The organism is Methylobacterium planeticum, assembly GCF_008806345.1.
Lineage (GTDB): Bacteria > Pseudomonadota > Alphaproteobacteria > Rhizobiales > Beijerinckiaceae > Methylobacterium > Methylobacterium planeticum.
In genome coordinates this window covers 14074-40334 of the sequence record NZ_VZZJ01000001.1, presented here as the reverse complement: position 1 = coordinate 40334, position 26261 = coordinate 14074, and the positions used below count along the sequence as shown (strand labels likewise).

Sequence of the window (26261 nt, the reverse complement as noted above, 5' to 3'; positions counted from 1 at the left end):
TTGATTTGGCGGGCCATCTGCCATTGGCTGCGGCCGAGCGGACAAAGAGCCACCCTGAGGAGACGCCAATGAACAAGCCGGAATTTCTGGGCTCCAGCACGAAGTCGCCGTTCTCGGCGCGCTACGAGAATTTCATCGGCGGCAAGTGGGTTCCCCCGGTCGCCGGGCGCTACTTCGAGAACACCTCGCCGATCACCGGCAAGGTCGTCTGCGAGGTCGCCCGCTCCGACGCGCAGGACATCGACAAGGCCCTCGACGCCGCGCACGCCGCCAAGGACGCCTGGGGCCGCACCGCGCCGGCCGAGCGCGCCCGCATCCTCAACCAGATGGCCGACCGGATGGAGGAGAACCTCGATCTGATCGCCCTGGCCGAGACCTGGGACAACGGCAAGCCGATCCGCGAGACGACCCACGCGGACATCCCGCTGGCCATCGACCATTTCCGCTACTTCGCGGGCTGCGTCCGCGCGCAGGAAGGCTCGATCTCCGAGATCGACCACGACACGGTGGCCTACCATTTCCACGAGCCCCTCGGCGTCGTCGGCCAGATCATCCCGTGGAACTTCCCCATCCTGATGGCGGTGTGGAAGCTCGCCCCGGCGCTCGCGGCCGGCAACTGCGTCGTGCTCAAGCCCGCCGAGCAGACCCCGGCCTCGATCCTGGTGGTCCTCGAGATCATCGGCGACCTGCTGCCGCCGGGCGTGCTCAACGTCGTCAACGGCTTCGGCCTCGAGGCCGGCAAGCCGCTGGCCTCCTCGCCCCGCATCGCCAAGATCGCCTTCACGGGCGAGACGACGACGGGCCGGCTGATCATGCAGTACGCCTCGCAGAACCTGATCCCGGTGACGCTGGAGCTCGGCGGCAAGTCGCCGAACATCTTCTTCGCGGACGTGGCGAACGAGGACGACGACTTCTTCGACAAGGCGCTCGAGGGCTTCACGATGTTCGCCCTCAACCAGGGCGAGGTCTGCACCTGTCCGAGCCGCGCCCTCGTGCACGAATCGATCTACGACCGCTTCATGGAGCGGGCGATCAAGCGCGTCGAGGCGATCACCCAGGGCTCGCCCCTCGACCCGACCACGATGATCGGCGCGCAGGCCTCCTCCGAGCAGCTCGAGAAGATCCTGTCCTACGTCGATATCGGCCGCCAGGAGGGCGCCGAATGCCTCACAGGCGGTGAGCGCGGCACCCGCGAGGGCGACCTCGCCGAGGGCTTCTACATGAAGCCGACGGTGTTCAAGGGCCACAACAAGATGCGGATCTTCCAGGAGGAGATCTTCGGCCCCGTCCTCTCGGTCACGACCTTCAAGGACGACGCCGACGCGCTCGCGATCGCGAACGACACCCTCTACGGCCTCGGCGCCGGCGTCTGGACCCGCGACGGGACCCGCGCCTACCGCTTCGGCCGGGAGATCCAGGCGGGCCGCGTCTGGACGAACTGCTACCACGCCTACCCGGCCCACGCGGCCTTCGGCGGCTACAAGCAGTCCGGCATCGGGCGCGAGACCCACAAGATGATGCTCGACCACTACCAGCAGACCAAGAACATGCTCGTGAGCTACTCCTCGAAGAAGCTCGGCTTCTTCTAGGCGAGCCGCCCCGAGACCCGCGACGAGATCCGCGCCCCGGCCCCTCCGGCCGGGGCGTTCTCGTCTCGGCACCGCGCCCCGGCGGGCCCGGCATCCCGGCGGCGTCGGACGGGCGCGGAGCGGTCCCGGACCCCCGCCCGGCCGCCGCCCCCTGCTTTTCCGGCGCCGGCGCGCCAGATTCCCCCGAACGCCCCAGACCGAAGCACCCGGAGATTCCGCGCCATGTCCGAGACCGCGCTCCCCGAAGCCACCACCGCCGAGCAGGCGGGCGTCGACGGCACGCCCCTGCGCGTCACCGCGACCCCGGCCGCCCTCGCGCTCATCGAGGAATTGCGGGCCGAGCACGGCCCGGTCATGTTCCACCAGTCCGGCGGCTGCTGCGACGGCTCGTCCCCGATGTGCTACCCGGTCGGCGACTTCCTCACGAGCGACGGCGACGTGCATCTCGGCCAGGTCGGCGGCGCCGACTTCTTCATCAGCCGTTCGCAATTCTCGGTCTGGAAGCACACCCACATCATGCTCGACGTGGTGCCGGGCCGGGGCGGCATGTTCTCGCTGGAGAACGGCCGGGAGAAGCGCTTCCACATCCGCTCCCGCCTGTTCACGGAGGCGGAGAACCGGGCCCTCGAGGGGGCCTGCCGCCTGTAGGGCGCGGCGGCCGCCTCACGCCTCCCCGGGCTCGGCCGCCGGGGCGCCGCGATAGCCCGTGGCCAGCACGTAGAGCTCGCTCGAATCGGCGCGGCTCGCGGGCGGCTTCACGTGGCGGACGGTGGCGAAGTCGCGCTTCAGGTCGGCGAGCAGCGTGCCCTCGGTGCCGCCCTGGAACACCTTGGCGACGTAGGCACCCCCCGGCGCCAGGATCTCGCGGGCGAAGTGGGCGGCGGTCTCGGCGAGCCCGATGATGCGCAGGTGATCGGTCTTCTTGTGGCCCGTGGTGTTGGCCGCCATGTCGGACATCACGATGTCGGCCGGGCCGCCGAGCAGGTCGGTCAGGCGCTCGGGGGCGCTGGGATCGAGGAAGTCGAGGGCGATGAACGTCACCCCGGTCATCGGCTCGATCTCCAGGAGGTCGATGCCGACGACGCGGCCCTGCGGCCCCACCACCTTGGCGGCGACCTGCGACCAGCCGCCCGGCGCCGCGCCGAGGTCCACCACCCGCTGGCCGGGCTTCAGGATGTGGAAGCGCTCGTCGATCTCCAGGAGCTTGAAGGCGGCCCGCGAGCGGTAGCCCTCGCGCTTGGCGCGCGCCACGTAGGGGTCGTTCAGCTGCCGTTCCAGCCAGCGCTTCTGCGACAGGGTGCGCCCGCGCCCCGTCTTGACCCGCTGCTTGAGCTCACCCCGGATACTGCCGCCGCCCCCTGCCCCGCGCCTCTCGCTCACCGGTAGCCTCCACGACGCCAGACGCCGTCCTCACGCATCATGTTCATCAGGAGCCCCTCGCGCAGGCCGCGATCGGCGATGCGCAGGCGCTCGGACGGGAAGGCGCGCCGGATCGCCTCGAGGATCGCGCAGCCGGCGAGCACGAGGTCGGCGCGATCGCGGCCGATGCAGGGGTTGTCGGCCCGCTGGTCGAGGCGGGTGTCGAGGAGGTCGTCGATCGCGTCCGAGACCTCGTCGTCGCTCATCCAGAGGCCGTCGACCCGGCGGCGCTCGTAGCGCGGCAGGCGCAGGTGCATGGCCGCGAGGGTCGTCACCGTGCCGGAGGTGCCGAGCAGGTGGAAATGCGGCGCGGTGGCGGCCGCCGCCGCCCGGATGGCGAAGCGCGCCAGAAGGTCGGCGACCTCCTCCACCATGCCCTCGAACATCCGCTTCGTGACCTCGGCCCCGCCGTGGCGCTCGGCGAGGGTCACGACCCCGACGGGCAGCGAATCCCAGGCGCGGATGCGCAGGGTCGGGTCGGCGGAGGGGTTCGTCGCCGCCCCGTCGAGCCAGGCGATCTCCGTCGAGCCGCCGCCGATGTCGAAGATCACCACCGATTCGGCCCGGGGATCGGCGAGCGCGGCGCAGCCCGTCACCGCGAGATAGGCCTCGGTCTGCCGGTCCACGATCTCGAGATCGAGGCCGACGTCGCGGCGCACGCGCTCGACGAAATCCGCCCCGTTGACGGCGAGTCGGCAGGCCTCGGTGGCGATGATCTTGGCGCGCATCACCCCGCGCGCCTGCATCTTGCCCCGGCAGATCCGCAGCGCCTCGACGGTGCGCTCCACCGCGGCCTCGCTCAGCCGGTCGGACTTGCCGAGGCCCTCGCCGAGCCGCACGATCCGGGAGAACGCGTCGATCACCCGGAAGCCGTGGGAGGCCGGCTCGGCGATCAGCAGGCGGCAATTGTTGGTGCCGAGATCGAGGGCCGCGTAGGCGTTGCGGCGGCCGTAGCGGGCCGGTTGGGGGGCCGGTGCCGTCCCCTGCTGCGGCGCCTGCGGGGGGCGCGCCGACGACGCGCCGTCGCGATGGCCCGGTGGGCCGGCCGCAGGGCGGGCCGGCACGGCGGCGGCACTCTCGTCCCTCATCGGCGGTGCCGAATTCCTCAACGCGTGGCCCCGGCAGACTGCCCGGCCATCATTCACCCCGAAGCGTACAAGGTCGGGTGGGAACTGCAAAGCCTCGAATCGGCGGCGGGGCGGGAGGCGGGACCCGTCAGGCCACGGCCTTGGCGCCGCCCGCCATGCGCGCGGTCGGGCGCAGCAGGCTCTTGATCTGGGAATAGGGGCGCGGCCGGTTGATGACCTCGTCGAGGCGTGACCACAGGGTCTTGGGCGAGAACGGCTTGGCGATGATCTCGTTGACCCCGAGGGAGATCGCCCGGTCCACCACGTTGCGGCGGGGCTGGGCGAGCATCAGGATGATCGGCACCGTCGGGCAGGGCGAGGTCGTCGGGGTGCGGGCGAGGCGGATGAACTCCTCGCCGGAGAGGATCGCGAGGTCCCAGTCGATGATGGTGAGATCGGGCTTGCTCTCGGCCAGGACCCCGAGCGCCTCCGCCCCGTCCGGCGCCTCGAGCACGCGCTTGATGCCGACGCGCATCAGCATGTCCCGTACGATGCGGCGGATATACAGGCTCTCGTCCACCACCAGGGCGGAGAGATCCGGGAAGGTCGGGGTCGCGATCATCGCTGCGGGCTTGTGCCGGCCCGGAACGTCCGGCGACCGCTAGCCTACGGCGCCGATCTTTGCGGTTTCCTAACGCGGGCATCACCGCCGCCGCGCCGGATCGGGCCGGGGCGCCCGTCCCATTGCGTACGCCGAAGGTCGTACACCCTTCGGTTTAAGCTTGACCGCACGGGCGGGAGGCCGGATTCGGGCCCGAAAAGCGGCCCCTCCCCGCGCCCGAGCGTGAGAAGGTCCTTGCGGTGAGGCTTGGATTGCGTCAGGACTGAGGCGTTATTCTTGGTTACCGCGACCGGGAGTAATGATAGTGCGGAGCGTGGGCTGTCTGGGATGGCACGCACGCGGTATTCGAGACGATGGTCGGCGGACGGTTTTTGCGAGCTTTCTATGGGACGTGGTCGTGATTTCAGGGGGCCGCAGAAGCGCGGCTTCGATGACGGTGCCGAGCCGCGGTGGCCGGATCAGGCACCGCCGAGCGGTGGATTCGGTGGCGGCGGCTTCGGCGGCGGTGGTTATGGCGGTGGCGGCGGTGGTTTCGACCGCGGACCCTCGCGCGCAGCTGCGGCGCCCACCGGCCCGGAGCGTGACGCCACGGTGAAGTGGTTCAACAAGGAGAAAGGCTTCGGTTTCGTCGAGCTCGGTGACGGCTCGGGCGATGCCTTCCTCCACATCCGCGCGGTCGAAGCGGCAGGCCATGCCGACCTGATGCCGGGCACCCGCCTCACGGTCCAGACGGCCCAGGGGCAGAAGGGTCCGCAGGTGACCAACGTCACCAGCGTCGACACCTCCACGGCCGAGGCGGCTCCGCCCCGGCGCGATGCGCGGCCCCCGCGCACCGGCGGCTTCGGTGGCGGCGACCGCTTCGGTGGCGGCGACCGCTTCGGCGGCGGCGACCGTTTCGGCGGCGGCGGCGGCGGCGGTGGTCGTTTCGCGTCCGGTCCCTCCGTCGAGATGACGGGCACCGTGAAGTGGTACGATCCGGCCAAGGGCTTCGGCTTCGTCTCGGTCAACGACGGCGGCAAGGACGTCTTCGTGCACCGCTCGGCGCTGTCGCGGGCCGGCCTCGAATCCCTCGCCGAGGGACAGCAGGTCACGCTCGGCGTGATCGAGGGCCAGAAGGGCCGCGAGGCCCAGAGCATCAACGTCGAGGATTGATCCCCGGACGCGGCGCGGCGGCCATGCGGTTGCCGTGTTCCTGAAGAGAGTGAAGCGGCGGTCCCTCGGGGGCCGCCGTTTCGCGTTTCCGCCAGCCTCCGGAGCCCTCATGCGCGCCGTCCTTCTCGTCGTTGCCGGCCTCGCGCTCGCGGGCCCGGCGCAAGCCGAGGATTTCTCCGGCTTCTACGCCGGCATCAACGCCGGCTACGGCTTCCAGCGCGGCGACAAGGACCGCAACGCGCCGCCCGCGCCGGCGACGGGCCCCGCCGGGGCGCCGGCCGACGGACTGCCGCCGAGCGCGACCGGGGCCGTCCGGGCGATCGCGGTCGAGCGCCTGGGCTCGCGCCGGGCGACCGCGCTCCCGCGCTGAGGCCGGGCGCGGCACGCTCCACGGATCACCGCCGCGGGGGACGCCCGCTTGCCGTCGGAGGCCCGGATGCCGTCAGAGGGATGTCTCTTCGCGCGGCGGCAGGTTGATGATCACGGGCTTGCCGGACACCGGGTCGAGGATGATGATCGTCATCAGGAACTCCTACGCTCCCCCCGTCATCCCCAATCCGCACGCGTGATGTGGCGGTTTTGTGATCCGCCGGAAGCCGTTGCCCCGGCGCTGGGGATACGGGAGGCCTCAGCCGGGCCCGTACCCCGTCGACGGATCGGTTTCGGACGAAGCGGCCGTCCCTGCGACCCGGGCGGGTTTCAAGCCCCCTTCCCTGTGCCCCGAGGCCGGCGCCCAGCTCTGTCCTTTCCGGCGCGGAACGCTTAACGAGCCGCCTGATGCCGGGGCCCGGGGCCGCGGCGCGCCCGCCCCAGAGACGCCGCCGGCGCCGCGCCCGCAGATGGATTGCCATGAACGCCGTCACGATCATTGTCCCGATCTTCGGGATCATCCTGATCGGCTGGGCGGCGGCGGTGACGGGCCTGCTCTCCGACCGGGTGAGCGACGGCCTGTCCGAATACGTCTTCGCCATCGCGGTGCCGGCGCTGATCATCGGGACGCTGACGCGGCCGGGGCTGACCGGCGAGATCGCGTGGTCCTACTGGTTCGCCTATTTCGGCGGGGCGGGCTTCTCCTGGCTCTGCGGCTCCCTGGTGGCGTGGCGCCGCCACGGCATCGAGCGCCAGGGCGCGATCCTGCACGGCTTCGCGGCGAGCCAGTCGAACACGATCTTCGTCGGCGTGCCCACCATCCTGCAGGCCTACGGGGAGGCGGGGGCCTACCCGCTGTTTCTGCTCCTCGCGGTGCATCTGCCCGTCATGATGGGCTTTGCCACCTTCCTGATCGAGGCCGAGGGCGACCGGCCGCTCCTGCAGCGCCTGCGCGGGCTGTCGCTCGTGCTCCTCAAGAACCCGATCTTCGTCTCCCTGCTGATCGGGCTCGGCATGAAGACCCTCGGCATCGTGCCGGAGGGCCCCGTCAAGGCGCTGCTCGACGCCTTCTCGGTCACGGCCTCGACCTGCGCCCTCGTCGCCCTCGGGGCCGGCCTGAAGCGCTACCGCGTCCTGTTCGACCTGCCGGGCGCGCTGGTGGTCGCGGGGCTGAAGCTCGTCGTGCATCCCCTGGTGGTGTGGCTGCTCGCGTTCCACGTGTTCGCGATGCCGGCAGCCTATGCGGGGGTGGCGACGCTGTTCGCCGCGATGCCGGTCGGCATCAACGCCTACCTGCTGGCGATCCGCTACAAGACCGAGACCGGGCTGGTCGCGGCCTCGGTCCTCGCCTCGACCCTGCTCGCGCCGCTGACCACGATCGCCTGGCTGATGATCCTCGGGCGGGCCTGAGCGCCGGGATCCCCGGACACCGTCAGCCGATCGGCAGCATCGTCAGGACCGACCGGTGGGTGTCGCGCAGGACCATGCGCCAATCCCCGCTGCCGGTGAGTTCGCCGCTGCTGCGCAGTTCCGACACCGCCAGGATCGCCTGCGCGATCGCCTCGTCGAGGTTGCGCACCGCGATGCCGGTCTCGTCGCTGAGGGTCGTCAGGCCATCCGTCAGGTCGAAAAAGATGTGTTGGTTCAAAAGAGATCTCCTTGGGATCGGACCCGTTTTGCCCGGCATGTACTTACACGACTACTTATATTTACGACGATTGGAGGATTTGTACAAATTCGACGTTTCTTAGAAAGCGCGAAAACGCACCTTCGCATTAAGATGTTGCAACGGTAAGGACTTCGCGCTAGGAATTCTGGATAGAATTTTAACTATTCGTTGATAAATAAAAGTTAAGGCGAATCGAAGGTACTAATACTGGTCGAGGAAAGTAAAACGCCTCGCCAGAGTGCGATACCAACCAAAATCGGGTGTCTCGTCTCGAAACGTGCCGACCTGTCGGGGGCACGGACCCAAGCACACCGGAGAGCGATCGCCGCCAAGATCGCCGAGCCTGCAACGAAGCGACTGACTTCACGATCTTTCCGCTTCGTGATCCTCGTGTGTTCTGCCGCCGAAGCGGCACACCTTACCGTTAGTCTGTTGAAATCTGCAGCCATGCGCTGGCATCTGTGGGGAGCATCGACATGTCGATCGTCGGGGACGTTCCGACTGCCCTCGTGGCGTCGAGTTCGTTCGTGCGGGAGGGTCTCACCTCCTTCCTGAACGGGACCCGGTTCCGGGTCGTCGCGGTGGATGCCGGCGCGAGCGAGGCCGACGGCCTCGCCCCGACCCGATCCGCCCCGGCGCTGATCCTCGCGGCGCTCGACGACGCGCACAGCATCGAGGCGGCCCGCACCTTGCGCGAGCGCTACCCCGACGCGAAGCTCGTGGTGTTCGGCCGCGCCGAGGCGCCCGCCACCCTGCCGAAGGACCTCTGCTTCGGCGCGCAGGCCGTCCTCGACCGCGACATCGGCCGCGAGACCCTGATCAAGGCCCTCGATGTCGTGATGTCGGGCGTGACCGTGCAATCCTCCGGCCTGTTCTCCTGGCTCCTCGATCGGCCGAAGGCGCCGTTCGCGGGGACGGGCGAGCGCCAGCAGATCCTCGTCGGCAGCCCCGCGGACGCCGCGGAGGCGGACGGCGCGCCCTGCCATCCCCTCTCGAGCCGGGAGCTCAACGTCCTGCGCTGCCTCGCGGACGGCGCCTCGAACAAGGTCATCGCCCTCAAGTTCGACCTCGCCGAGGCGACCGTGAAGATCCACGTGAAGAACATCCTGCGCAAGCTCAAGACGCAGAACCGCACCCAGGCGGCGATCTGGGCCCGCGAGCACGGCATCTATCCGCGCTGAACCTCGGGCCCCCCAAGCGGCAGGCGCTCGTGGCGAGTCGATGGGCCGAGCCGGGACACCGGCCCGGCCCGACCTGTTTCTGCCCGGCCGGGACGCGGCCCGCGCCGTCCGGGGGCGGCGCGCCCGCCGATCAGCCGCACCGAGGGATCCCGCCAGAACGCCCGGTCCTTCGAAGGCATCGGCCGCCCGGCGCGCGAGCCCCGCACTGGGACTTCGCCGCGCCATCGGTCGCGCGGTCGGACGCGCGCTGAAGCCGCGCCTCGCTGTCCCGCGCGAACTCGCTGCTCGGCTGGATCTTGCCGAGGGTCGGAGCCGCGTCGACGACCTTCGCGCCGGCGACGGACGCTCGGCGCGGCCTCGAGCTCGGCGGCCTGACGACCGCTCCGCGGGGGTCGGCGCGGCGATGGACGTCGGATCACGGTGGCGGCTTTGCGTCTGCCCTTCCCCTACCTCCGGCGATGCATCCGCCTGTCGGCAAGACCTCCAAGATGAGGCTGGCGAAGGTCATCGCCATTTGATATCGTGCATTTGTGCCGATCAACGCCGTACGATGGCGCACGAATTTCAATAGCGTCACATATCTCGAAAATATTCCTCGACCAAAAACGTGCGAGGACTCGAGAAAATTCGGACATTCAATCTATGGTCTTGGGTCGATTACGCTGTACGCGATGAGACCGGAGGGGTTATTGCCGAGTTTTCCCGGAATATTCTGCTACCGGTCCCTCATGAAACGCGGCCGGGCTTCGGCCCCTGAAGTCCACCAGACAGCCTGCGGGAGATCGTGATGCCTGACAGCGATGCCCTGGCCACCCTGGCCTATGACGAGCTCACCGGCGACCTTCAGCACGCGCTTGCCGCCCTCGCCGACGTCGAGTTCGCGTTCCAGAGCGCCTGCGAGCGACTGAGCGAGCAGGCGGGACCGGCACTGGGCAAGGACCGGACGCTGGAGCAGCTCGATGCGGAGCGCCGCCGCCGCCGCGAGCCGCTGGTCCGGCGCCTCGACGCGCTCGACCGGCGCATGAAGGCGCTGGTGCAGGGCCTGCCGCCGGACTGGCAGACGGCGCGGCCGCGTCCACGGAACGACCGCGTGGCCGACCTTCCGCTGCACCTGCAGGAGCGGAGCCGGTCGCTCCGGGGCGGCTGCGCCCCCGCGGCGCTTCGCGCCACCCATCGTGCGTGAGGCTCCGGGCCGGCGGCCCGCTGCGCGGTCGCGGCGGTCCATCGACGGATGAGGTCGCGTCCCGTCAGGCCGCGCTCGCGGCCTGCAGCGTGAAGGCCTTCGCGGAGGCCGAGCGGGCCAGGGTCGCGAGCAGGTCCGTCTGGGTGATGACGCCGAGGACGCTGCGGTCCGGGGCCGTGACCACGATGGCGTGCGTGCGTCCGTCCGTCAGGTTGGGGACGAGGCCGACCGCCGGGTCATCGGGCGCCGCGGTGCTCGCCTCCGACATCGCCTCCGCGAGGCCGCCGGCCTGCCGGAGCGCCAGTTCCCGCAACCCCACGGTTCCGACCAGGCGGTTGCCGGAATCGACCACCGGCAGCGTCCGGACGTTGTGGGCGAGGAGCAGATCGCGCGCCCGCTCGACGCTCTCCCCGGACCGGATGGTGATGACATCGCGCGACATCACCTCGCGGCAGCTGAGATCGCCCTGCGTGCGCATCAGGGCCTGGAACTCGACCTGCCGCAGCAGCCGGTCGAGGTCATGGCGGTCGATGTCCAGCGTCTCGTCGAGGGCGACGAGCGCCGCGTCGACGTCCTCCGGCTTGAACCCGACGCGGATCGGCGGCGGCAGGTCGGCGGTGGCGTGCGTGTTCGCCGGCACCGCGACCGGCCCGTGCGGGTAGTTGCGCCGCGAAATCTTGTGGAACGCGATCCCGAGGGCGACCAGGATCACCGAGTTGATGCAGACCGGGAACAGGGGGAACAGGTAGCCCGCGGAGGTGACGGCCGGGCCGCCGATCAGCGCCGTCAGGGCCGCCGCGCCCCCGGGCGGGTGGAGCGAGCGCGTGAGCGACATCGCGGCGATCGCCAGCGAGACGCCGACGCCGATGGCCACGACCGGATCCGCGATGAGATGGGCGGCGAGCACGCCCATGAAGGCCGAGATCGTGTTGCCGCCGATCACCGGCCAGGGCTGGGCGAGAGGGCTCGCCGGCACGGCGAAGAGCAGCACCGCCGAGGCGCCCATCGGCGCCACGATGAGGGGGATGTGTGGGCCCTCCCCGAAGAACCAGCCGCAGATCAAGCCCGTGAGGGTGATGCCCGCCAGGGCGCCGAGGCACGCCACGAGGCGCTCCCGCAGGGTCGCGCCCGCCAGGATCGGCCGGAAGACCCGAAAGCCGCGAAGGCGCCCCAGAAGCCTTGGTGAGCCGATGGTTTCGGGCATGCGAGCGCTCGCCTCGGTCGGGAGAGGAACCGTATCGTTCAAGGGCCGGCCAGGTCCGGGGCACGGCTCGCGATCGTTACCCCATCGGCATCGGTGCGCCGGCGAGCCCGCCGTCTCGTGGACCGATGCCGGGAGCGCCCGAGATCCGCGTCCGAAGCCCTCAAAGGTAGATTGTCAATGAACCTTCTACCCGCAAAGACGCCGAAATGCAAATCTGGTATGCAGTATGCCTAGTCGCGCGTCGTTTCGCGAGCAGCCGCCGTCACAGCCTCGGCCGCAAGTCTCTCAGGACCCTCGGGGATGCGGTTTGCGGCGGGTGGCGCGGCGAGAATGCTCACGTTTCGGGCTGACGCGCGCGAACCGTAGGCATCCGGGCTCCGACGCACCCGGCCTCGTCACAGGCCGGATCTCAGCCTGTCCGGCCCTTCGCATCGGAGCGTCCTGGTCGACGACGTGCCCAGCACCCTGGCACAATCCTTGCTCAATCAGGCGAGGCGTTCGCGACCCATCCAGCCGCTTCGACCTGGATCGCGGGATGTCGTTCACGGAACGGAGGGCGGGTGATGAGATCGCAGCATCGTCGCACGGCAGAGATCATCGACCGGGCCGCCTCCACGACCGGCGCGATCCTGACGAACACGCTCTACCTGACGGCGTGCTACGTCGTGGCTCTCCTGGTGTCCCAAGTCATGCTCTTTGACCGGGATGGCATCTGGTTCGGCGCCGCCTGTCCGCTCCATGCCGCGATGACCGGCACCGGGGCCTGCGCGGCTTACGTCTCGAGCGTCCACACCCTCGGCGATGCCGTCCGCTACGTCGCCCTGGAGATGAATCTCCTGGCGGCCCTCTCCGGCCTGATCCTCGCGCTCTTCGCCCTGAAGGCCGTCTCCGAGGCAATTCGGACACGGCTGAACCCGTCCGAGGCCACGCTTCGCGGGACCGCGGCTCTGTCGGGCGTCTGATCGTCCGCGCGTCCGGGACGCCCCCGTCACCCGCCGCCACCTCGACCCGCGAGAGTGGACCACCGCGCCGGCATCACTGGCCGGCCTGTCCGCGCGTGCTTGAGCGAGGTCTCGACCAGTGGCGCGCCGCCTCCGCATCATGCCACGCGGCAGAGCCCGCGCTCCGCCCGGAGAGGGTTGTCAAGCGAGCGCGGCGCATGCGCAACGTCGTCTTCGCTACGCGCGTTCGGAGCATGGCAGGACCGGACCGGGGCATAAGCTCGGACCGGAGGGCGCCGCGTGGGGTCGACTTGGTCCGCGCCCGCCAGCGGGGGACGGTTCTGTGGCCGCGTGCAGCCTGCGCACGCGTCGTGCGACAGGCCCTCGGCAGCCAGAACATTCCGTCGAGGAAGGCCGATCAGGGACGTGGCGGAGAGGGAGGGATTCGAACCCCCGATGCCCTTGCAGGCATGCCGCATTTCGAGTGCGGTGCATTCAACCGCTCTGCCACCTCTCCGCGAGGTGTCCCGATGAGACGGGCGGTCCCTAGCACGAGTGGTCCGGCTTTCACAAGCGAGTTGCGGCGGCCATGTCGCGGGCGAGGTGGGCGATGTGGCCCCGAAGCTCCGCGGCGAAGCGGGCGGGGTCGTAGAGGCTGCGGATGCGGTCGGGCGGGTTCGGGTCGGCGGCCCGGGCGACGGCGCGCAGGAGGGCCTCGGCGAGGGCGCCGGGGTCCCGGGGCGCGAGGGCGGCGAGGTCCGCGCCGGCCTCGGCCAGCATGGCGCGGTGGGCCGGGATGTCGGTCAGCGCCACCGGGAGGCCCCGGGCCAGGGCCTCGGCGAGCGCCAGGGGCTGGGTCTCGGCCTGCGACGGGAACAGGGCGGCGCTCACGCCCGCGAAGGCGGTCTCGGGGGGGCGCTCGCCCGCGAAGGTGACGGCGGCCTCGAGGCCGAGCTCGGCGATGCGCGCGCGCAGCCGCGCCGCGAAGGCGGGATCGAGCTCGGGCCCGATCAGGGTCAGGTGCGCGCCCGCGCCGCCCGCGCGCCCGCGCAGGCAGGCCAGCGCCTCGACGGCGAGGTCCTGTCCCTTCCGGGGAACGACGGCGCCGACCACGGCGAGGCCCGCGAGGCCGGTCCGGGGGGGGGCCGCGGCCGGCGGCAGGGGCAGCGGATTGCGGATCAGCCGGGAGGGCAGGCCGGGGGGCGGGGCGACGTGGGGGCTGATGACGATGCAGCCATCCGCCAGCCGCGCGCGGAGCCGGGCCGTCAGCCCCGTGCCGGCGCCGGCGTGCAGGTGCCAGAGCAGGCGCGGGCGCGGGCGCAGGGCCGCGGCGGCCAGGCCGTAGACGTAGAGGGCAGGCTCGTCGTGGACGTAGACGAGGTCGGGGCGCAGGCGCCGGAGCGCCGCGGCCTCGGCCCGCACCAGGGCGGCGAGGCGCGGCAGCACCGCGAGCTTGCGGGCGAGGCCCACGAGGGGGCGGCTCGGAAAGAACGCCCGCACCCGCTCGTCCGCCTCGACGAGCGGCGCCCGCACGGTCACGGCGTGGTCGGCCCGGAGCGCCGCGGCGGCGGCGAGGAGCACGCGCGTCGAGCCGCCATGGGTGTCGTAGAGGGTGGGAAGCAGGATCTTCATGGGCGGCGCAACCCTCCACCGGCCGGGCGGAGGGTGCAAGCGCCGCTCCGCCCGCACGGGCGGCCCCCGCGCGCGGGGACGCCCGCGCCCGCGGGCCCGCGGGCGCGCGGCCTCAGCCCGGCATCCGGCCGGCGAGCGCCGCCGCGACGGTGCGGGCGAAGGCGACGGGGTCGCGGGGCGTGTCGCCGTCCTGGATGCGGGCAAGGTCGAGGAGCGTTCCGGCGGCGGCCGGCACCTCGCTCTCCGGCCCCTCGGCGAGGCCGCGGATCAGGGGATGGCGCGGGTTGATCTCAAGCACCGGCAGGCTGCCGCCGCCGCGTCCGGCCCGGCGCAGCAGGCGCTGCATCTGCAGATCGGGGCCGCTCCCGGAGGCCGAGAGCACGACCGCGCTGTCGACCAGGCGGTCGGTGGCGCGCACGTCCGAGACGTCGGCGGCGAGCGCCGCCTTCAGGGCCGCCACCAGGGCGTCGATCCCGGCGGGCGCCTCGCCGGCCTCTCCGTCGGGTGCGAACTTCGACAGGTCGAGGCCGCCCTGCGTCACCGAGCGCAGGGGCTTGTCCTCGAAGCGGCTCAGGGAATCCGGCCAGAAGGCGTCGACGTGGTCGGAGAGCAGCAGCACCTCGAGCCCCCGGGCCCGGAAACCCTCGAGCTGGGGCGAGCGCGCCAGCGCGTCGGCATCGTCCGCCACGAGGTAGTAGATCGCCTCCTGGCCGTCCTTCATGCGCGCGACGTAATCGGGCAGCGAGGTCCAGCCCTCGACCGCGGAGGAGCGGAAGCGCAGGAGCGGCGCGATCTCGCTCCGGCGCTCGTGGTCCTCGTAGATGCCCTCCTTGAGGACCGGGCCGAAATTCTCCCAGAATGCGGCGTAGTCGGCTCCGTCCTTGGCGCGGCTCGTCAATTCCGAGAGGACGCGGCCGGTGACGGCCCGGCGGATCCGGGCGAGGACCGGGGTCGCCTGCAGCATCTCGCGCGAGACGTTGAGGGGCAGGTCCTCGGTGTCGACGACGCCCTGGACGAAGCGCAGCCAGGACGGCAGCAGGTTCGCCTCGTCGGTGATGAACATCCGGCGCACGTGCAGCCGGACCTTGCTCTCGCGCTCGGCCTCGAAGGCCTGGAACGGCTTCGCGCCGGGCACGAACAGCAGGGCGGTGAATTCGAGCTGGCCCTCGGCCCGCCAGTGCAGGGTAGCCCAGGGCTTGTCGAAGTTCATGCCGACCTGGCGGTATAACCCCTCGTAGAGCTCGGGCGTGATCTCGGATTTGGGCTTGCGCCACAGGGCGGTGCCCTGGTTGGCCGCCTCCTCCTTGCCGTCCTGCACGAGGGCGATCGGCACCGTGATGAAGTCGGCCCATTTGCGCACGACGTGATCGAGCCGGTAGGGCTCGAGATACTCGTCCGCGTCCGCCTTGAGGTGGAGCACGATGTCGGTGCCGGGCTCGGCCCGCTCGGCGCGCTCCAGGGTGTAGCTGCCCTGGCCCTCCGAGGCCCAGGTCCAGGCCTCCTCGGCCCCGGCCCGGCGGGAGGTGACGCTGACCCGGTCGGCGACCATGAAGGCCGAGTAGAAGCCGACGCCGAACTGGCCGATCAGGCTCGGGCGCGGGTCCTGGCCGTCCTCTCCGGTCTTGGTCTCGGCAGGTCTGGTCTCGTTAAGGGACTGCGAGAAGGCGCGGGTGCCGGAGCGGGCGATGGTGCCGAGATTCTGCGCCAGATCCTGCTTCGACATGCCGAGGCCGGCATCCGTGATGGTGAGGGTGCGCGCCGCCTTGTCCGGCACGATCCGGACCTTGGCATCGGGCGGCAGGACGCTCGCCGCGTCGGTCAGCGCCTCGAAGCGCCGCCGGTCCATGGCGTCGGCGGCGTTCGCCACCAGTTCGCGCAGGAAGATCTCGCGGTCGGAATAGAGGGCGTGGACGACCAGATCCAACAGGCGCCCGACCTCGGCACCGAATTCGTGCCGCTCCACCGTCTCGCTCAAGGGAATGCCTCCGCGTCACCATCGCAATCGCCCGCGATATGCCCGTGTCCCTGCGCAAATTCAATGCAGCGGACCGGGCCGGCGGCGAAGCGGGGCCCGGATCGCGGCGGCGGACGAGGGGATTTCCGGGCGCGCCGGACCCGCTCGCGCAGGGGCGCTCCGCGCGAGGCGTCGAGACGGCTCCGGCTCCGCTGCGCCCGGGCTTTAGCGCCCGGGATCGGTCGGCGGCGCGAGCGCGCCGGATCTCACGCGAGGCCGGCGTGGAACAGGTGGAGGTCGGTCGGCAATCCGATCAGCTTGACGTCGCCGGCGAGGTCCGGATGGGCGGATGCGGGTCCGGCCTCGCCCGGTCCGGGGCCGCCGCCATCGGAGGCGAACACGAGGTTGCCGTCCGCCGCCACCGTGGCGACCGGGATGCCGGCGGCGGGCGGGGATCCGGCGGGAACCGGAGCCGCGCCCGGAGGCGGCGCGCCTTGCGGAGCCGGGGCCGCCGCGGCATCGGCCGCCGGGGACTGGTGGGGCGCCTCCGGCGGGGCCGGCGTCGCGGCGGGGGCCGGCGCACCCTGCGCGGGCGGGGCGTCGGGGGCCGCGTGCACCTCCGGGACGGGGGCGAGGGCATTCGCGAGGCCGAGGAGAGCCGGGGCGCTGGCGTTGCCGTGCGCATCCGGCGCCGCCACTTCGGCCGCGTGCGGGTCGGCGAGTGTCGGAGCGCTGGCGTTGCCCTGCGCATCCGGCGCCGCCGCGGCGCCGGCATGCGGATCGGCGGGTGTCGGAGCGCTGGCGTTGCCCTGCGCATCCGGCGCCGCCGCGGCGCCGGCATGCGGATCGGCGGGTGTCGGAGCGCTGGCTGCGGCCGGATCGGACGCGTGCGCCGGGCTTCCAGTGCCCTGGCAGCCCGTGGCCGTGCCGGAACTCGCGGGCGCTGCGGGCAGGAGCGCCGCCGTCACGGCGCTCAACCCGGTGTCGTGGGCCGCCGCGGTCGAGGTCGCGGCGGCGCCCGAGGGCTCGGCGGCGGCTTCCGGGTGAGACGCCTCGGTCCGGACGGCCGGGCTGTGGACGGCCACCGGCGGGGGATCGATCGGCGTCGGCGGGTCGAGGATCACGTGGAGGGCCGTCGCGCTTCCGGACTCGGCCGGGGCCGCGGTGACCGGGGGCGTCGCGGTGGCGGGCGGGGTCGTGACGGTCGCGACGACCTCGCTGACGAGGCCCGCATGCGTGTCGCCCGCGGAGGTGCTCGCGGCGACCGGCGTGGTCGCGATGGACAGGTCGGCGGCCGTGGGATCGGTCGTCTGCACCGCGGCGGGGGCGCTCACCGGAAGGGACACCGGCACGGGCACGGGCACGGGCAAGATCACGGGGAGGACGGCCGCCACGGCCGTGGCGGTCGGTGCCGCGGCGTCGAGGTTCGGCGCGGTCGCCGCCGTGGCCGCGGCCGTCGTGACCGCGTGCGCGGTCTCCGTCGCGGTGGCGACGACGGACGCATCGGTGGCGCCCGGCAGCACGACCTTGACGGGGGTGACGGCCTGGGCGGCGGCGTGGGTCGTGGTGGCGAGGGTGGTGGCGGCGTCGCCGACCGCCGAGACCACGACCTTCACGGGCGCCGCCACGCTCGTCGACGCCAGCGCGAGGCCCTTGGAGGCGGTGTCGGTCGCCGCATGCGCGACGGCGCCGTCCGTCGCGCTGGACAGACCGGTGCCGGCGCCGGTGGAAGCGCCCTCCCCCGGACCCGTTCCGGAGCCGGTCCCGGAGCCTGTGCCGGTGCCCGTCAGGGTCGAGAGCAGCACCTTGACGGCGGCGGTGTCGGTCGCCGCGGCGGCGGCCGTGGCCTGAGCCGCGAGGCTCACGGCCGCGACGCTCGACGTGGCGGGGGTGGAGGTCGTGGCCGACAGCGCCGAGGCCGAGGACGCGGAACTCCCCGAGGACGAGGACGCGGTGCCGTCGGAGGTGGCGGGCTTCTCGCCAGAGGCCTGCAGGGCGGCGTTGGCGGTGCCGGCCTCGGTGGTGACGGTCTGGAGGGCCGCCGCGCTGGTCTTGGCGCCGCTCGTCGCGCTCATCGGGTCCGAGGCGGAGGGATGGGCCGCCACGGGGGAGGCCGGGGCGACGGAGGCCGCGGCGGTCGGGGCGGCGGCGGTCGCGGCGCTGGCCCCGTCCCGGTGCTCGGGGACGCTCGCCTTCTTGGCCGAGGACGAGGCCGCGTTGGCCGCCGGATCCGGGCCGCTGCCCTGCGAGGCCGGGGCGCTCGGGGCGTCCGGGGTCGCGGGGGCCGGGCCCTTCTCGGCATGGGCCGCGCGGGTCACGAGAGCCACGCCCGAGCCCACCTCCGACGCCTGGATCGCCCCGAGATTGCCGGGGCTGAGCTGCAGGAACTGGAGCAGGCTCGTCGAGGTCAGGCTGCCGAAATCGTGGAAGCCCGCATTCATCTGGCCGGGCGGGAGGCAGGCGGCGCTGCCCGGCCCCGGCGCGCTGTCCGGCTGGCCGGCGCAATCCACCCCCGGCCGCAGGAGGGAGGCCGATTCGGCCTGGCGCGCGGCGGCGGCGGCGCGCTCGGTCCCGGAGGCCGCGGCGGAGGCGGAGGCGTCCGCGTGCGCGACGGTGGCCAGGGCCTCGCCGGAGGCGTCGGTGGCCAGGAGTTCGGGGCTGAGCGTGTGCGCGAGGTCCGTGAAGGCGAAGGCGCCCTCGGCGATGAGCATCGCCGACAGGATGATGGTGCTGAAGTGCTTGCGCTGGTCGTCCTCGCCGCCCTCCCGGGGGACCTCCGCCTTGGCGTGGGCGGGGGGCGGCGCGTCGAGGGAGGCGACCGGGGCCGCCCCGTCCGGCGAATCGGCCGCGTGCGCCGTCCCGACCCCCTTCGAGGTCAGCTCGTGCGCGACCGCGTCCTCCGAGAAAAGGCTGAAGGCCGCGCTCGCCACGATGGCGGCGAGGAGGGCCGCCGGGTGGATGACGAGCCGGGCACCGCTCTGGGCCGGGGGAATCGGCAGAAGGGTCGGGTGCCGGGCCGCGAGCTCGTTCAGCAGGGCTCGGAAGTTCGGGCCGCGCAGGGGTGTTTCGAGGGTCTCCGAGGCGATGACGTAGGCGCTGTCGATGCGCGCGAAATGCATGATCGTGTCGCCGTCCGGGCGGCAGAACACGAACCAGGGATCGTCCTCGTCGCTGAGGCCGCACTCGCTGGTGATGCGCATCCCGGCCTGCACCAGGGCCGCCTCGACGCGGTAGAACTCGGCGAGCTCCTGCTGCGACCAATGTCCGCGCGCCGTGGGGGCCGGCCGGAAGAACGAGATCACCGCATTCATGGGCCCATCCCAATCCCGTGGTCTGCGCCGCGGGGGACGCTGCACCGAGGATCTCGCCTGCCGGACCCCTCCCGCGGCGTCGCGGTGCTTCGCGGAGGATCCGTCCCGGCGCGATGCTGATCCGATCGGGCGCCGGAGGCAACCGCAGGTAGCGTACAAAACTCCAATTCCCGGCCTGCGCGCGGGCCCCCGGTCATGATTCAGCGTTCATGGAAGCCGCGCCCCATCGCCTCGAACAGGGGCGCCACCAGGTAGTCGAGGGCGGTGCGCTCGCCGGTCGTGACCACGATCTCGGCCGGCATGCCGGCCACGAGCCGGTGCCGGATCGCGTCCGGGACCTGAATCTCGCTGATCTCGATGATGCCGAGGAAGTAGGGCTGCTTCGTCGTCTCGTCGATCAGGCGGTCGCGCGAGACCGAGGCGAGGTGCCCGAGGATCGTGGGGATCCGGCGAGAATGGAAGGTCGGGAACCGGATCTCGGCCGGCATGCCCGCCTGCACGGTCTCGAGGTCGTTCGGGGCGAACTGGACGTGGACCACGAGCTTGTCGCTCGTCGGCACGATCTCCATCAGGGGCTCGCCGGAGCGGATCACCTGCCCGACCGTGTAGACCTTCAGCGCCTGGACCACGCCGCCCCGGGAGGCCGTCACGGCGAGGCGCTTGAAGATGTCCTGTGCAACCGAAAGTTTCTCCCGCAGCTCGGAAATCTTCTGCCGGGTCTCGAGGAGCTGGCCGGCGATCTCCTCCTGCAGCTTCTGCTTCAGCTGCGCGATCTGCAGGCCCGCCTCCCCGATGGCGTTCTGCGCCTTGGCGGTGTCGGCGATCGAGCGACCGACGATGCCCTCGAGGCGGGTGCGCTCGCGCTCCATCACGAGGAGGCGCGAGAGCGGCACCAGGTTCTTGTCGCGCAGCACCCGGAGGCCGGCGAGCTCCTGGTTGATGAAGCCGATCTGCTCCTCGACGGAGGTGCGCTCGACGGCCAGCCCGCTCATCTCGGTCCGGAGCTGCGTCATCCGGGCCGCCAGAAGGTCGATCTGCGCCCGCAGGGAGGTCTGCCGCTCCTGGAGCTGGTTGAGTTGGTCGTTGATCACCCGGGCGACGGGAGGCTCGCCGGCGCGGGCGGCGATCTCCTGCGGAAGGTCGAGGCCGCTCTTGCGGTCCCGCTCGGCGATCAGGCGCGCCTCGAGGATCAGGGCGGCGTCGAGCTGCCCCTGGAACAGGTCGACGGTCGCGCGCGATTGCAGGGATTCGAGGCGCAGGAGGATGTCGCCCTCGCGCACGGACTGCCCCTCCCGGACGAGCACCTCCCGGACCATGCCGCCCTCGAAATGCTGCACGACCTTGCGGCTCGATTCGACGTTGATGATCCCGGGGCTGACCACCGCCCGGTCGAGCCGCGCCACCATGCTCCAGCCGCCGATGACCCCGAAGGTGAGGAGGATCAGCGCGTAGCCGGCGATCGCGTGGAAGCGCCAGGTCGTCACCGGAAGCGGTGCGGGCGGAATCGCCGCCGGGCCCGGGGCGGCGCCCGAGCGCGCCGGCGCGGGGTGGAGCGAAAGGGCCGCCCCCCGCCAGGACCGGGGCGGGTGTTCAGGGGGCTGCGATCCGGCGAGGCTCGCGACCATGGCTCAGCCGACCGCGCGCTGCGCGGGGACGAAGGGGGCGTCCTGGGTGGCCGCCTCGCTCGCCGTGCCGCCCGCCACGCTGACGAGGCCCCGGACCGGGCCCGGGCGCGCCAGGCCGCGCAGGACTTCGTCCGGCGAGCCCGAGCTTCGGACCGCCCCCCCCTCCAGGGTCAGGACGAGGTCGGCCTCGGCCAGGAGGTTGACCTTGTGGGTGATGATCAGGACGGTCGCGCCGCGGCGCCTCAAGTCGGACAGCGCCCGCATCAGCGCCGCCTCCCCGGCCGCATCGAGGCTCGCATCCGGCTCGTCGAGGACGACGAAGCGCGGGTCTCCGTACATGGCCCGGGCGAGGGCGATGCGCTGCCGCTGCCCGCCCGACAGGACGTAGCCGCCCGCGCCGATCTGCGTGTTGTAACCGTCGGCGAGCTCCTGGATCATGGTGTGGCACCCCGCCGCCTCGGCCACCGCGATCACGGCTTCGGCATCGAGATCCTGGAAGCGGGCGATGTTCTGCGCGACCGTGCCGGCGAACAGCTCCACATCCTGCGGCAGGTAGCCGAGATGGCGCCCGAGGGCCTGCGGATCCCAGTGCGCGAGGTCCGCCCCGTCGATGCGCACGGTGCCCCGCTGCAGCGGCCAGACCCCGGTCATCGCCCGGGCGAGGCTCGACTTGCCGGCGGCGCTCGGCCCGACGACGCCCAGGACCGTGCCGGGCGCCAGGCGGAAGCTGATCCCGCGCAGGACCGGGCTGCGCTGGCCGGGCGCCGCCGCGAAGAGGTTCTCGGCCTCGATCTCGCCGCGGGGCCGCGGCAGCGCGATCCGCTCGACCGGGGGGGCGGCCACCGCATCGAGCTGCTTCAGCCGGGCGTAGCTGATCCGGGCCGCCGCGAAGCTGCGCCAGTTCGCCACCAGCACCTCGACCGGCGCCAGGGCACGGCCGCCGAGGATCGACGCGGCGATCATCGAGCCGGGGGTGATCTCCCGCTGGATCGCCAGGTAGGCGCCGAGGCAGAGGATCATCATCTGCAAGAACATGCGGATGAACTTCGACAGGGCGACGATGAGGCCGGAGCGGTCGCTGGCGCGGGCCTGGGAGACCAGGACGTCGCGGTGGCGCCCGTTCCAGAGGGCCCGGAAGGCGGCGAGCATCCCCATCGCCTGAATGACCTCGCCGTTGCGGAGGGCCGCCTGGGCGCAGGTTCCGGCCGCGTTCCCGGCCCGGGAGGCCCGCGCCAGGGCAGTGCGCGTCGCGCACTCGTTGAGGAGAGCGAGGCTCAGGATGGCGCCGCCGCCGGCCGCGATCATCCAGCCGAACCACGGGTGGAGCAGGAAGCAGATGCACAGGAAGATCGGGGCCCAGGGCGCGTCGCAGAAGGCGAGCAGCCCCGGCCCCGTCAGGAACTCCCGGACCGTATCGATGTCGCGCAGGGCGCTGCCGTGCCCGGCCTCGGGGCGCAGCAGGTGGCCGCGATGCACCGCGCCGAAGATCGGCTCCGCGATCCGGCGGTCGAAGGCGAGGCCGCCGCGCACGAGGATGCGCGAGCGCAGCATTTCCAGGACGGCGCAGACGAGGAGCGCGACGGCGACGATCACGGTCAGGCCGACCAGCGTCACCTCGTTGCGGCTCGCCAGGACCCGATCGTAGATCTGCAGCATGTAGAGCGGGCTGGCCAGCAGCAGGACGTTGATGAACAGCCCGAAGACCAGCGCCGTGACGAGCGCCGGCCTCATCGAACGAACGCCGTGACCCAGGATCGAGGAGGCCTTGCTCGAGATCATGATGCTCAGTCTTGGATCGGGACCGGTCCAGCGCCTCCGACAGGGCGCCCATGTCGGATTTCGGCCGAGGCGCCGGAACGACCGATGGCTTCAACCGGTCATTCGGGCGCGATCGATCCAGCCTGACGCGAGACCATCATCGAAGCTGCGAATCTCTTGGGCGGATCGCTTCGTGATAGAAGTCGCGCAGCATCGAACCCTTTCGGTCCCGACCTGAGCGCTGAAGACCACGAACGCTGATCCAACATTTTCAGGACTGCACGCGAAAGGGCGGAAGTTTTGTTGCTGAAGACACTACTCCGATATCGCGCTATTACACCCCCGGTTTCCCCGATTGTCTGAGATCGCACATTTCGCCCGAAGGCCGGGGGCGATCGATTGCAGTGGAGCAAGAACAGCGCCGCGCTTTGCGCGGCGCTGTTCTTCGTGGAAGCCGCCCGAACCGTCGCGGCGGCGCCGGCGAGGGTCCCCCCCGGGCGGCTCCGCTCAGTCCTTGGTGACCGACATCAGCAGGCGCTCGGTGCGGGCATCCTCGATCCGGTTGACCATGCGCTTGCCCTCGTGGACGTCGCGCACGGTCTTCGTCATCGTGACGCAGGACTGGACGAGCATCACCACGCCCATGGCGAGGTAGCCCTTGAGCCAGATATCGATCGGCATGAACAGGATGCCGAGGCCGACCATGGCGGCGGACCCGACGAAGGACGCGTAGGTGAAGCTGACCCAGGCGCCGGAATGCTGTGCGGTCTCGTTGGTCATGGCGTGTTCTCCGTGTCGAAGGGGAGGAGGTCCGATTCGGTCGCGGTGTCAGACGGCAGCGGCCCGATCGAGGCCGGCCTTGCGGCGCAGCCGCTCGAGGATCGCCGCCTGGCTCGGGCGGGTCGGCGCGCCGAAGCCCGCCCGCTCCAGGCGCTCGGCGATGTCGGCGCCGGGCTCGGCCTCGGCCAAAGCCGCCTCGGTGTCGGCCGCCTCGGCCTGGAGGTCGCGCAAGCGCGCCAGGGTCGCCTCCGCCTCGCGGAGGGTCGCGGCATCCTGCGGGCGGGTCCCGGCGCCGAGGCGGCGCACGGCCTCGCCGGCGGCGGCGACGCGGCGGCCGCGCTCCAGTTCCGCCTGCCGGCGGCTCGCATCGGCCACCACCGCGCGGATGCGGCCGATCTCGGCCTCGAACCGGGCGCGGGCGGCCCGGATCGCGTCGTGCTCGCCCTCGAGCTCGGCGATCGCGGCGGCGGCCTCGGCGGCGAGATCCTCGCGGCCGGCGCCGAGCGCCGCGACGGCCCGCGCCTCGAGGTCCTGCGCCCGGGCCTCGGCGGCATCGCCCCGGCGCGCCTCGGCCCGGTCCCCCGCGATCGCCACCGCCAGCGCCCGGCGGCTGCGCTCGAGGGCGGCGCGGGTCTCGCGGATCTGCTGGTCGAGGATCAGGAGGGCGTTCTGGTCGATGAGTTCTTCCGTAGCCCGCGCGGCGGCACCGCGGGCGAGGATCCGAAAAACCTTGAGCATGGTTGGGCTCCCGTTCTATGAACAACGTTCACCACCTTGGCATCGCAGATCCATGAACATCGTTCAAGTGTTTTTTTGCACGTCGTGCAAAGATCGGGGCGCCGCCCCGTGACGGCGACCGAGGCCCGCCGCGCCGAGGTGCGCGCGGCACTGATCGGGGCCGCGGAGGCGGCGATCGCCGCGCATGGGCTGCCGGGCCTGCGCGCCCGCGACCTCGCCAAAACGGTGGGCTGCGCCCTCGGCGCCATCTACACGGCCTTCCCGGACCTCGACGCGCTGATCCAGCGCGTGAACCTGCGCACCCTCGCGGCCTTCGAGGGTGCCCTCGGCCCGGAAGACCGGCTCGCCCCCCTGCCGGATGCCGGCGCGGCCACGGGCGAGCTCGTGCGGATCGGCCTCGCCTATCTCGATTTCGCCCGCGCCAACCCCTTGCGCTGGCGCGCCCTGTTCCAGCACCAGCCGCAGGACGGGGCACCGCCGCCGGACTGGTACCTCGTCGAGCAGGCGCGCCTGTTCCGCTTCATCGAGGCGCCGCTCCGGGTGCTGCGGCCGGACCTGTCGCCGGCCGCCTGCGCGCTGCTGTCCCGGACCCTGTTCTCGGCGACGCACGGGATCGTCATCCTGGGTCTCGACGCGCGGCTGATGCCGCTGTCGCACGACGTGGTCCGGCAGCAGCTCGAGACCCTGATCCGCGCGATGGCGGCGGGCCTGTCGGCCGCGGATCCGGGGGACGCGGCGTGAGTTCCGGAGCGACCGGACCGAACCATGCCCCCGGACCGGGACGCGACCGGGCGCGAAGTCTCCCGGGCGCGAGGGTTCGATGACGCGCCCGGACGCGCCCACGGCCGCGCGCGATCCCGACCGACGCCCGGATCCCCGGGCCGGCGCGGGCGCGCCGACCGTCATGCGCAGAGAGTTGCCCCGATGAGCCTGACCGACACGGAATTCTCCAACATCGCCCGTGCTTTGGCGGAGCCCCGGCGCTACGAGATCCTGAAGCAGATCGCCTCCGGCGGCGGCGACATGCCCTGCGGCGCCCTGCACGACACCCAGTGCGTCAGCGCCGCGACGATCTCCCACCACATCAAGGCCCTCGAGACCGCGGGACTGATCGAGATCCGGCGCGAGGGCCGCTCCGCCCGGCTGGTGCTCCGGCGCGCGATCCTCGACGCCTACCGGGCGCGGCTCGCCGAGATCTGAGCCGGACGTCGCGGTGCCGAAGCGCACAGGCGATACTTCGATGAGTGTCTAACTGTTTGGCCGGGGGGCAACCTCGGGAGACGTCGTATGAGCAAGCTGAACGGTAAGGTCGCGGTGGTCACGGGTGCCTCGAAGGGCATCGGCGCGGGCATCGCCAAGGCCTTCGCGGCCGAGGGCGCCGCGGTGGTCGTCAACTACGCCGCGAGCCGCGAGGGCGCCGACCGCGTCGTCCGCGCGATCACGGAGGCCGGCGGCCGGGCCGTCGCGGTCCAGGCCGACGTCGCCCGGCGGGCGGATGTCGAGCGCCTGTTCGCCGAGACCAAGGCGGCCTTCGGCGCCGTCGACATCCTGGTCAACAACGCGGGCGTCTACCGCTTCGCCCCGATCGAGGATTTCGCGGAGGACGAATTCGACCGGCAATTCGGCACGAACGTGAAGGGCCTGCTCCTCGCGACCCAGCAGGCCGTCGCGGCCTTCGGCCCCGAGGGCGGCAGCATCATCAATATCGGCTCGGCCGCGACCCAGGTCGCCCTGCCGGCCACCGCCGTCTACACGGCCACCAAGGCGGCGGTCGATTCGATCACCCGGGTGCTCTCGAAGGAGCTCGGGCCGCGCAGGATCCGGATCAACACCATCGCGCCGGGCGGCGTCGAGACCGAGGGCGTCCACGATCTCGGCCTGATCGGCTCGGAGATGGAGCGCGACATGGTGTCGAAGACGCCCCTCGGGCGCCTCGGCCAGCCGCAGGACATCGCCCCGATCGCGGTCTTCCTGGCCTCGGCCGATTCGGGCTGGCTCACCGGCGAGGTCATCGTCGCCTCCGGCGGCCTGCGCTGACCCGAGCCGCGCCGGGTCCGGCGGGTTGAA

General features: G+C 72.0%; 23 protein-coding genes and 1 tRNA gene. 11 read left to right on the top strand and 13 right to left on the bottom strand.

All coding sequences use genetic code 11. The annotated features are described in order from the left end of the window. Positions 1-68: 68 nt before the first annotated feature. Both adh and F6X51_RS00175 read left to right on the top strand, forming a co-directional pair. Positions 69-1589, top strand: coding sequence for an aldehyde dehydrogenase (adh, locus tag F6X51_RS00180; RefSeq protein WP_150960807.1), 1521 nt, complete (start codon positions 69-71; stop codon positions 1587-1589). A gap of 222 nt (positions 1590-1811) precedes the next feature. Beyond that, the gene (locus tag F6X51_RS00175) at positions 1812-2237 is read left to right on the top strand and encodes a DUF779 domain-containing protein (protein WP_150960805.1); all 426 of its coding nucleotides are present in this window, start codon (positions 1812-1814) and stop codon (positions 2235-2237) included. 15 nt (positions 2238-2252) lie between these two features. Here the strand turns inward: F6X51_RS00175 and F6X51_RS00170 are convergent, their stop codons facing one another. The 3 genes from F6X51_RS00170 to F6X51_RS00160 all read right to left on the bottom strand — a co-directional run bounded on the left by F6X51_RS00170 (position 2253) and on the right by F6X51_RS00160 (position 4697). Then, complete coding sequence (locus F6X51_RS00170) at positions 2253-2969, bottom strand: RlmE family RNA methyltransferase (protein ID WP_150960803.1); 717 nt, start codon at positions 2967-2969, stop codon at positions 2253-2255. Then, on the bottom strand, positions 2966-4096 hold the full coding sequence (locus F6X51_RS00165; protein ID WP_150960801.1) for a Ppx/GppA phosphatase family protein: 1131 nt from the start codon (positions 4094-4096) through the stop codon (positions 2966-2968). Before F6X51_RS00165 ends, F6X51_RS00170 begins: the two co-directional genes overlap by 4 nt. 127 nt (positions 4097-4223) lie before the next feature. Then, positions 4224-4697, bottom strand: coding sequence for a response regulator (locus tag F6X51_RS00160; RefSeq protein WP_150960799.1), 474 nt, complete (start codon positions 4695-4697; stop codon positions 4224-4226). Between the two features lie 384 nt (positions 4698-5081). Here F6X51_RS00160 and F6X51_RS28830 point away from each other — a divergent pair, with 384 nt between their 5' ends. The 3 genes from F6X51_RS28830 (at position 5082) to F6X51_RS00145 (ending at position 7628) form a co-directional block, all read left to right on the top strand. After that, on the top strand, positions 5082-5849 hold the full coding sequence (locus F6X51_RS28830) for a cold-shock protein (protein WP_150960797.1): 768 nt from the start codon (positions 5082-5084) through the stop codon (positions 5847-5849). 109 nt (positions 5850-5958) lie between these two features. After that, entirely contained in the window at positions 5959-6219 is a 261-nt protein-coding gene (locus tag F6X51_RS00150; protein ID WP_150960795.1) for a hypothetical protein, read from the top strand. A gap of 479 nt (positions 6220-6698) precedes the next feature. Further along, positions 6699-7628: an AEC family transporter gene (locus tag F6X51_RS00145; protein WP_150960793.1), complete on the top strand. Its 930-nt coding sequence runs from the start codon at positions 6699-6701 to the stop codon at positions 7626-7628. Positions 7629-7650: 22 nt separating this feature from the next. On the opposite strand, the gene F6X51_RS00140 is transcribed toward F6X51_RS00145, so the two are convergent. Further along, positions 7651-7866 (bottom strand): DUF6894 family protein, encoded by a 216-nt coding sequence (locus tag F6X51_RS00140; RefSeq protein WP_150960791.1) that lies wholly within the window; start codon positions 7864-7866, stop codon positions 7651-7653. A gap of 497 nt (positions 7867-8363) precedes the next feature. Between F6X51_RS00140 and F6X51_RS00135 the strand changes: the two genes are divergently transcribed. Both F6X51_RS00135 and F6X51_RS00130 read left to right on the top strand, forming a co-directional pair. Continuing rightward, positions 8364-9068 carry a LuxR C-terminal-related transcriptional regulator gene (locus tag F6X51_RS00135; RefSeq protein ID WP_150960789.1) on the top strand — a complete coding sequence of 235 codons (705 nt, stop codon included), beginning with the start codon at positions 8364-8366 and terminating at the stop codon, positions 9066-9068. Positions 9069-9855: 787 nt separating this feature from the next. Then, complete coding sequence (locus tag F6X51_RS00130) at positions 9856-10251, top strand: hypothetical protein (RefSeq protein ID WP_150960787.1); 396 nt, start codon at positions 9856-9858, stop codon at positions 10249-10251. A gap of 64 nt (positions 10252-10315) precedes the next feature. Here F6X51_RS00130 and F6X51_RS00125 read toward each other — a convergent pair whose 3' ends face one another. Further along, positions 10316-11455 (bottom strand): HPP family protein, encoded by a 1140-nt coding sequence (locus F6X51_RS00125; RefSeq protein WP_150960785.1) that lies wholly within the window; start codon positions 11453-11455, stop codon positions 10316-10318. A 563-nt stretch (positions 11456-12018) separates the two neighbouring features. Here F6X51_RS00125 and F6X51_RS00120 point away from each other — a divergent pair. After that, a complete protein-coding gene (locus F6X51_RS00120; RefSeq protein WP_150960783.1) occupies positions 12019-12417 on the top strand; it encodes a hypothetical protein in 399 nt (132 codons plus the stop codon). Positions 12418-12823: 406 nt separating this feature from the next. On the opposite strand, the gene F6X51_RS00115 is transcribed toward F6X51_RS00120, so the two are convergent. The 8 genes from F6X51_RS00115 to F6X51_RS00080 all read right to left on the bottom strand — a co-directional run bounded on the left by F6X51_RS00115 (position 12824) and on the right by F6X51_RS00080 (position 24194). Beyond that, positions 12824-12913, bottom strand: a tRNA-Ser gene (locus tag F6X51_RS00115). Positions 12914-12963: 50 nt separating this feature from the next. Then, positions 12964-14028, bottom strand: coding sequence for a glycosyltransferase family 4 protein (locus F6X51_RS00110; protein WP_150960782.1), 1065 nt, complete (start codon positions 14026-14028; stop codon positions 12964-12966). 112 nt (positions 14029-14140) lie between these two features. Further along, complete coding sequence (gene htpG / locus F6X51_RS00105; protein ID WP_150960780.1) at positions 14141-16003, bottom strand: molecular chaperone HtpG; 1863 nt, start codon at positions 16001-16003, stop codon at positions 14141-14143. 245 nt (positions 16004-16248) lie between these two features. Beyond that, entirely contained in the window at positions 16249-19293 is a 3045-nt protein-coding gene (locus F6X51_RS27625; protein ID WP_191969962.1) for a hypothetical protein, read from the bottom strand. A 200-nt stretch (positions 19294-19493) separates the two neighbouring features. Beyond that, positions 19494-20798, bottom strand: coding sequence for an HlyD family type I secretion periplasmic adaptor subunit (locus F6X51_RS00095; RefSeq protein ID WP_407658402.1), 1305 nt, complete (start codon positions 20796-20798; stop codon positions 19494-19496). A 123-nt stretch (positions 20799-20921) separates the two neighbouring features. Beyond that, a complete protein-coding gene (locus F6X51_RS00090) occupies positions 20922-22697 on the bottom strand; it encodes a type I secretion system permease/ATPase (RefSeq protein WP_150960776.1) in 1776 nt (591 codons plus the stop codon). A gap of 486 nt (positions 22698-23183) precedes the next feature. Beyond that, a complete protein-coding gene (locus F6X51_RS00085; protein WP_150960774.1) occupies positions 23184-23456 on the bottom strand; it encodes a YiaA/YiaB family inner membrane protein in 273 nt (90 codons plus the stop codon). A gap of 48 nt (positions 23457-23504) precedes the next feature. Then, positions 23505-24194: a PspA/IM30 family protein gene (locus tag F6X51_RS00080; protein WP_150960772.1), complete on the bottom strand. Its 690-nt coding sequence runs from the start codon at positions 24192-24194 to the stop codon at positions 23505-23507. A 108-nt stretch (positions 24195-24302) separates the two neighbouring features. On the opposite strand from F6X51_RS00080, the gene F6X51_RS00075 reads away from it, so the two are divergent. The 3 genes from F6X51_RS00075 (at position 24303) to F6X51_RS00065 (ending at position 26231) form a co-directional block, all read left to right on the top strand. Continuing rightward, positions 24303-24935, top strand: a complete 633-nt coding sequence (locus F6X51_RS00075; RefSeq protein ID WP_150960770.1) for a TetR-like C-terminal domain-containing protein — start codon at positions 24303-24305, stop codon at positions 24933-24935. A 183-nt stretch (positions 24936-25118) separates the two neighbouring features. Beyond that, positions 25119-25394 (top strand): ArsR/SmtB family transcription factor, encoded by a 276-nt coding sequence (locus F6X51_RS00070; protein ID WP_150960767.1) that lies wholly within the window; start codon positions 25119-25121, stop codon positions 25392-25394. An 87-nt stretch (positions 25395-25481) separates the two neighbouring features. Continuing rightward, on the top strand, positions 25482-26231 hold the full coding sequence (locus tag F6X51_RS00065; RefSeq protein ID WP_150960765.1) for a glucose 1-dehydrogenase: 750 nt from the start codon (positions 25482-25484) through the stop codon (positions 26229-26231). Positions 26232-26261 lie beyond the last annotated feature (30 nt).